The sequence below is a fragment of the Thauera mechernichensis genome (assembly GCF_029588855.1).
Taxonomy (GTDB): Bacteria; Pseudomonadota; Gammaproteobacteria; order Burkholderiales; family Rhodocyclaceae; genus Thauera; species Thauera mechernichensis.
On the sequence record NZ_JARQZE010000041.1, the window covers coordinates 1 to 1901 of the forward strand.

General features: G+C 66.8%; 1 protein-coding gene. It reads right to left on the reverse strand.

The window, feature by feature from the left end; translation table 11 throughout:
* The coding region (gene thiC / locus P7F68_RS19840; RefSeq protein WP_277835657.1) for a phosphomethylpyrimidine synthase ThiC at positions 1–1898 on the reverse strand (1898 nt) is incomplete at its 3' end.
* Positions 1899–1901: the final 3 nt, after the last annotated feature.

The following is a 1901-nucleotide window of genomic DNA, read 5'->3' on the forward strand; positions in this document are numbered from 1 at the left end:
TCGGCACCGCTCTTGACGAACTCGATCGACTTCACCTCCATGCCCTTCTTGAGCGCCTCGGTCTCGTCGATGCCCTGCTGTGCGGCGAAGTCGCGCACGTCCTGGGTGATCTTCATGCTGCAGAAGTGCGGCCCGCACATCGAGCAGAAGTGCGCCACCTTGGCCGAGTCCTTGGGCAGGGTCTCGTCGTGGAATTCCTTGGCCTTGTCCGGGTCGAGGCCGAGGTTGAACTGGTCTTCCCAGCGGAACTCGAAGCGCGCCTTGCTCAAGGCGTTGTCGCGGATCTGCGCGCCCGGGTGGCCCTTGGCCAGGTCGGCGGCGTGCGCGGCCAGCTTGTAGGTGATGATGCCTTCCTTGACGTCCTGCTTGTTGGGCAGGCCCAGGTGCTCCTTGGGCGTCACGTAGCACAGCATGGCGGTGCCGTACCAGCCGATGGTGGCCGCGCCGATGCCGCTGGTGATGTGGTCGTAGCCCGGGGCGATGTCGGTGGTCAGCGGGCCCAGGGTGTAGAAGGGCGCCTCCTTGCACCACTCGAGCTGCAGGTCCATGTTCTCCTTGATCAGGTGCAGCGGCACGTGGCCGGGGCCCTCGATCATGACCTGCACGTCGTGGCGCCAGGCGATGTCGGTGAGCTCGCCCAGGGTCTTGAGTTCGCCCAGCTGGGCCTCGTCGTTGGCGTCGTAGATCGAGCCCGGGCGCAGGCCGTCGCCCAGGCTGAAGGCCACGTCGTAGGCCTTCATGATCTCGCAGATGTCCTCGAAGTGCTCGTAGAGGAAGCTCTCCTTGTGATGCGCCAGGCACCACTTGGCCATGATCGAGCCGCCGCGCGACACGATGCCGGTCATGCGGTTGGCGGTGAGCGGCACGTAGCGCAAGAGCACGCCGGCGTGGATGGTGAAGTAGTCCACGCCCTGCTCGGCCTGCTCGATCAGGGTGTCGCGGAAGATCTCCCAGGTCAGCTCCTCGGCCTTGCCATTGACCTTCTCCAGCGCCTGGTAGATCGGCACGGTGCCGATCGGCACGGGCGAGTTGCGGATGATCCACTCGCGCGTCTCGTGGATGTTCTTGCCGGTGGAGAGATCCATCACCGTGTCGCCGCCCCAGCGGATCGACCAGGTCATCTTGTCGACTTCCTCGGCGATCGACGAGGTGACCGCCGAGTTGCCGATGTTGGCGTTGATCTTGGTGAGGAAGTTGCGGCCGATGATCATCGGCTCGCTCTCGGGGTGGTTGATGTTGTTGGGGATGATGGCGCGCCCGCGCGCCACTTCGTCGCGCACGAACTCGGGGGTGATCACCGGCGGCAGGCTGGCGCCGAAGTTCTGGCCCGGGTGCTGGCGCAGCATCATGTCGGCCATCTTCTGGCCCTTGGGGCCGGTGGCGCGCAGCGAGGCGATGTACTGCTCGCGGTTCAGGTTCTCGCGGATGGCGATGTATTCCATCTCGGGGGTGATGATGCCGCGCCGGGCGTAATGCATCTGGGTGACATTGGCACCCGGCTTGGCGCGGCGCGGGGCGCGGTGCAGGCCGGGAAAGCGCAGCTCGTCGAGCGCCGTGTCGGCGGCGCGGGCGCGGCCGTACTCGGAGGACAGGCCGGGCAGCACTTCGGTGTCGCCGCGCGCCTCGATCCACGGCTGGCGCAGCGCGGGCAGGCCGGAGCGGATGTCGATCTTGGCCGCCGGGTCGGTGTAGGGGCCCGAACAGTCATAGACGAAGATCGGCGGGTTGGGCTCGGCGCCGAAGGAGGCCGGGGTGTCGCTCTGGGTGATCTCGCGCATCGGCACGCGGATGTCCGGGCGCGAACCCTCGACGTAGATCTTGCGCGAGTTGGGCAGCGGCGCAATCGCGGCCGCATCCACATGGGCCGTGGCGGCGATGAATTTCTCGGTGGCGTTCATGGG